This is a genomic window from Fictibacillus barbaricus, from assembly GCF_031457135.1.
Lineage (GTDB): Bacteria > Bacillota > Bacilli > Bacillales > Fictibacillaceae > Fictibacillus > Fictibacillus barbaricus_A.
The window spans coordinates 1-4749 of sequence record NZ_JAVDWA010000016.1 but is presented as its reverse complement, the minus strand read 5'-3'; the positions used below and the strand labels follow the sequence as shown (position 1 = coordinate 4749).

Annotated in this window: 3 protein-coding genes and 12 tRNA genes; 14 read left to right on the top strand and 1 reads right to left on the bottom strand. The window is 41.9% G+C overall.

Annotated features, from left to right (window positions below; translation table 11 throughout):
• The first annotated feature begins 343 nt into the window (after positions 1 to 343).
• Complete coding sequence (locus J2X07_RS19900) at positions 344 to 2515, top strand: Tex family protein (RefSeq protein ID WP_310262949.1); 2172 nt, start codon at positions 344 to 346, stop codon at positions 2513 to 2515.
• A gap of 36 nt (positions 2516 to 2551) precedes the next feature.
• On the opposite strand, the gene cmpA is transcribed toward J2X07_RS19900, so the two are convergent.
• Complete coding sequence (gene cmpA, locus J2X07_RS19895; RefSeq protein WP_130297391.1) at positions 2552 to 2674, bottom strand: cortex morphogenetic protein CmpA; 123 nt, start codon at positions 2672 to 2674, stop codon at positions 2552 to 2554.
• Positions 2675 to 2770: 96 nt separating this feature from the next.
• Here cmpA and J2X07_RS19890 point away from each other — a divergent pair, with 96 nt between their 5' ends.
• From J2X07_RS19890 to J2X07_RS19830, 13 genes are all read left to right on the top strand, one after another.
• Positions 2771 to 3229: a SprT family protein gene (locus J2X07_RS19890; protein ID WP_310262944.1), complete on the top strand. Its 459-nt coding sequence runs from the start codon at positions 2771 to 2773 to the stop codon at positions 3227 to 3229.
• A gap of 177 nt (positions 3230 to 3406) precedes the next feature.
• A tRNA-Asn gene (locus tag J2X07_RS19885) sits at positions 3407 to 3481 on the top strand.
• A gap of 3 nt (positions 3482 to 3484) precedes the next feature.
• Positions 3485 to 3575 (top strand) — tRNA-Ser (locus J2X07_RS19880).
• A 3-nt stretch (positions 3576 to 3578) separates the two neighbouring features.
• Positions 3579 to 3653, top strand: a tRNA-Glu gene (locus J2X07_RS19875).
• A gap of 29 nt (positions 3654 to 3682) precedes the next feature.
• Positions 3683 to 3758, top strand: a tRNA-Asp gene (locus J2X07_RS19870).
• A gap of 18 nt (positions 3759 to 3776) precedes the next feature.
• A tRNA-Gln gene (locus J2X07_RS19865) sits at positions 3777 to 3851 on the top strand.
• 48 nt (positions 3852 to 3899) lie between these two features.
• Positions 3900 to 3975: transfer RNA gene (locus tag J2X07_RS19860), tRNA-Lys, on the top strand.
• 11 nt (positions 3976 to 3986) lie between these two features.
• Positions 3987 to 4070: transfer RNA gene (locus J2X07_RS19855), tRNA-Leu, on the top strand.
• A gap of 49 nt (positions 4071 to 4119) precedes the next feature.
• Positions 4120 to 4205: transfer RNA gene (locus J2X07_RS19850), tRNA-Leu, on the top strand.
• Positions 4206 to 4241: 36 nt separating this feature from the next.
• A tRNA-Arg gene (locus J2X07_RS19845) sits at positions 4242 to 4318 on the top strand.
• A 5-nt stretch (positions 4319 to 4323) separates the two neighbouring features.
• Positions 4324 to 4400, top strand: a tRNA-Pro gene (locus J2X07_RS19840).
• Between the two features lie 8 nt (positions 4401 to 4408).
• Positions 4409 to 4482, top strand: a tRNA-Gly gene (locus J2X07_RS19835).
• Between the two features lie 10 nt (positions 4483 to 4492).
• A tRNA-Ile gene (locus J2X07_RS19830) sits at positions 4493 to 4569 on the top strand.
• Positions 4570 to 4749 lie beyond the last annotated feature (180 nt).

Sequence of the window (4749 nt, the reverse complement as noted above, 5' to 3'; positions counted from 1 at the left end):
ATCACCAAAAGATTTGAAGTGGAAGATAAGCTGCGAATCTCTTTGTCAGTTTTGATTCTGCGGTACTCACGTATGAGAAATACGCTCCGTTTCCTCGAATCTTTACTTCCTCGACCTTCTTGCTTCTAAATCACCAAAAGATTATGGGCTTACAGCACACCTTGTGAAAAGCGAGTCCTTAAGCGGAAATTAACCCCATTCAAAAGCAACAAAGGACGAACTCCCCGCGGAAAGAGAGCATCCTGGGTATTAACTGCACTCAAAAACAACATTTCGCCGGCATTTTATAGAAATGCTTTTATTCGTTATAATAGATGTAATTGATTGAAAAGGAGTGTTCTTATTGGGACAACCTGTGAATGAACAAGCGTTATTTGTCATCGAAAAAGAATTGAATATTAAAGGGAAACAAATTAATCAGGTAATCAGTTTATTGGAAGAGGGGAATACGGTACCCTTTATCGCACGCTACCGTAAAGAGCTAACAGGTGGTCTTGATGAAGTTCAGATCAAAGATATTATGGATCGCTGGACGTATTTACAAAACCTAGCTTCACGAAAAGAAGAAGTGATCCGTCTTATCGAGGAACAAGGGAAACTTACGGAAGAACTAGCAGCATCCATTAATAAAGCTCAAAAGCTTCAGGAAATTGAAGATTTGTACCGTCCATATAAACAAAAGCGGCGTACAAAAGCGACAGTAGCAAAAGAAAAAGGATTAGAACCGCTAGCTTTGTGGTTATTGGAACAACGAAACGAAAATCCTTTAGACGCTGCAAAATCTTACATAAATGAGGAAAAAGAAGTATTGTCTGCTGAAGATGCCCTTCAAGGTGCAAAAGATATCATCGCTGAAATGTTATCTGATGATGCAGATATGCGTAAATGGATTCGTGAGGACACTTTTTCAAAAGGTGAGATAAAAACAGAAGGAAAAAATACAGAAGCCGATGAGAAGAAAGTATTTGAAATGTATTATGAATACCAAGAACCGATCCGTAAAATCGTACCTCATCGAGTTTTAGCGGCAAACCGAGGCGAGAAAGAAGATATTTTAAAGGTTGGAATCAGTGCTCCCTCTGAATTGATCATCTCTAAAATGGATCGTAAAACAGTAAAAAGAACCGATTCACAAGCAGTTCCTTATATTCGTGAGGCAATAGAAGATGCTTATAAACGATTGATTGCCCCGTCGATTGAAAGAGAGATACGCGCTGCGTTAACGGAACAAGCTGAAGAACGTGCCATTCACATTTTTTCTGAGAATGTAAGAAGTTTATTACTGCAGGCGCCATTAAAAGGAAAAGTCGTTTTAGGTGTCGATCCAGCGTACCGAACAGGCTGTAAGCTAGGGGTAGTTGATGAAACGGGGAAGGTGCTGCACATTCAAACCATCTATCCAACACCGCCACGGTCAGAAGTTGAAAAATCGGCAGCTGTCGTAAAGCAGCTGATTGATAAATATGATATTGAAATTGCTGCGATCGGTAACGGTACAGCGTCGCGTGAAACTGAACAATTTATTGCTGAAACGTTAAAAGATCTCCCTAAATCCGTGGCGTATGTAATTGTGAACGAAGCAGGAGCAAGTGTTTATTCGGCATCAACAGTAGCTCGTGAAGAGTTCCCGGACCTGCAAGTTGAAGAGAGAAGTGCGGTTTCCATCGCGCGCAGACTTCAAGATCCTTTAGCAGAACTCGTGAAAATTGATCCGAAATCCATTGGCGTCGGACAATATCAGCATGATGTTTCTCAAAAGCGTCTAGGGGAAGAGATTTCATTTGTTGTTGAAACAGCGGTTAACCAAGTTGGGGTAAACGTGAATACAGCGTCATCTTCACTTCTTCAATATGTTTCAGGCTTGTCTAAAACAGTCGCTCAAAACATTATCACTAAAAGAAACGAAGTCGGTAAATTCCAAAACCGGAAAGAACTGAAGAAAATTCCGCGCCTTGGTGCAAAAACATACGAACAATGTATCGGATTTTTGCGAGTGATGGAAGGCGATCAGCCACTGGACCAAACAGGGATTCATCCGGAGAGTTATCCAGGTACGATTTCATTATTGAAAGAGCTTGGTTTTTCCACAAAAGACATCGGGACAGAAGCACTTGCAGAAAAATTAAAGACCATTTCGCTTGAGGATACTTCTGTTAAACTAGATATCGGTATACCGACATTAAAAGATATAATGGATGGACTTACGAAACCAGGCCGTGACCCGCGTGATAATTTTTCAGGACCTGTTTTAAAAACAGATGTGCTTAAAATGGAAGATCTATCAGCTGGTATGGAACTGCAAGGAACGGTCCGAAATGTAGTAGACTTTGGAGCGTTTGTAGATATTGGGGTCAAACAAGATGGCCTTGTTCATATTTCAAAATTAACAGACCGTTTTGTGAAAAATCCGATGGATGTAGTAAGTGTCGGTCAAGTTGTAACTGTATGGGTCGACTCAGTCGATGTAAACAAACAAAGAATTGCACTAACAATGATAGCTCCTAAAAAGGGATAAAAAAGTATACAGGAAAAAAAGCGCTTCTCCAGCAGATTATTCTTCACTGGAGGAGTGCTTTCGATTATAAAAGAACCAGCACTGATTTAATAAACGGATTTGGTAGCGATCTTTCTGGTAATAAGCGCGGCGGAGCTGTCTTTTAAACCATGTAGGCATTAGATTACCTCCTTGAACTTCCCAACCGTTATTTGTGTATTAGTCTATGTTGAGGTGCTTGTTAGTGTGAACCATGAAAAAATAAGGAGTATACACATGACAGATCAAGAGCTGCAAAAATTAACGGAAAGTATATCAATGGATTACTTCGATAAACCATTCCGTCATGAGGCGAATTTTAATAAAAGGCTGCGAACAACAGGCGGACGTTATCTTTTGAAGTCTCACAATATCGAATTAAATCCGCACCTTTATGCAGAGTTTGGAATAGATGAGCTGATTGGCGTTATCAAGCATGAGCTTTGTCATTATCATCTTCATATTGAAAGAAGAGGTTATAAACATGCAGACACTGATTTTAAAGTGTTATTAAAAAAAGTCGGAGGATCGCGTTTTTGTCAATCGATTCCTGGAAAAAGAAGAACAGAGAGTTATAAATATCACTATATATGCAAAGACTGTATGCAGTCCTATAAAAGGAAACGGCAAATTGATACAAAAAGATACGTATGCGGGAAGTGCAGAGGAAAATTGAAACAGGTTTCTGTAAAATAGGGTGTTGACTTCAATTATAAGTATGTGGTAATTTAATAAAGTCGCTGTTAGACATGACTCGTACATAACCTTTTAAAGAGCGTGTTTGCAGCACAGTGCAACTTAGAAAAAACCTTCTAAAACAGGTTGACATCTGACGCTAAAACAATTATGATATTAATTGTCCTTAAAAGACATTCCACAGTAGCTCAGTGGTAGAGCTATCGGCTGTTAACCGATCGGTCGTAGGTTCGAGTCCTACCTGTGGAGCCATACAGAGAAGTACCCAAGTGGCTCAAGGGGCGCCCCTGCTAAGGGTGTAGATCGCTAACGCGGTGCGAGGGTTCGAATCCCTTCTTCTCTGCCATGTGGCCCGTTGGTCAAGCGGTTAAGACACCGCCCTTTCACGGCGGTAACACGGGTTCGAATCCCGTACGGGTCACCAATAAGAATTTAATACCTTTTATATAAAGTGGACTCGTGGTGTAGTGGTTAACATGCCTGCCTGTCACGCAGGAGATCGCCGGTTCGACCCCGGTCGGGTCCGCCACTTTTATGAAATAGGCATTGGGCTATAGCCAAGCGGTAAGGCAACGGACTTTGACTCCGTCATGCGATGGTTCGAATCCATCTAGCCCAGCCATTTTTTCTTTTTAAGATGATTGTTTAAAATACAGAATGTTTTTAGTGAGAGCCATTAGCTCAGTTGGTAGAGCATCTGACTTTTAATCAGAGGGTCGAAGGTTCGAATCCTTCATGGCTCACCATATTTTACAACGCGGGTGTGGCGGAATTGGCAGACGCGCTAGACTTAGGATCTAGTGTCTTTGACGTGGGGGTTCGAGTCCCTTCACCCGCACCATACTTTTTAACTTATAAGTTGCAGTGCTCATGCGCTGGCATCTAGCCGCGCGGTCGTGGCGGAATGGCAGACGCGCTAGCTTGAGGGGCTAGTGGGGGCAACCCCGTGGAGGTTCGAGTCCTCTCGACCGCACCAACTTAACACAACAACATATAATGCAATTAATAATAGGCGCCCTTAGCTCAGCTGGATAGAGTGTTTGACTACGAATCAAAAGGTCGGGAGTTCGAATCTCTCAGGGCGCGCCATATTACGGGAAGTGGCTCAGCTTGGTAGAGCACCTGGTTTGGGACCAGGGGGTCGCAGGTTCAAATCCTGTCTTCCCGACCATTCTTAATGCGGGTGTAGTTTAGTGGTAAAACAAGAGCCTTCCAAGCTCTGGTCGTGAGTTCGATTCTCATCACCCGCTCCATTATTTTCACGGGCCTATAGCTCAGCTGGTTAGAGCGCACGCCTGATAAGCGTGAGGTCGATGGTTCGAGTCCATTTAGGCCCACCATAATCTTAAAAAAGATTTTAAAAACGCTTGACTTTATAACTTCGATTCGGTAAGATAATAAAGCTGTCTCGGAAAAAGACAAGCAAAACAAGTTCTTTGAAAACTGAACAAAAGAAATAGGTAAGGAATTAAGAATTAATTCCGTCAGTTTTAAAAACGAGCAAGACAAACACTTTTATG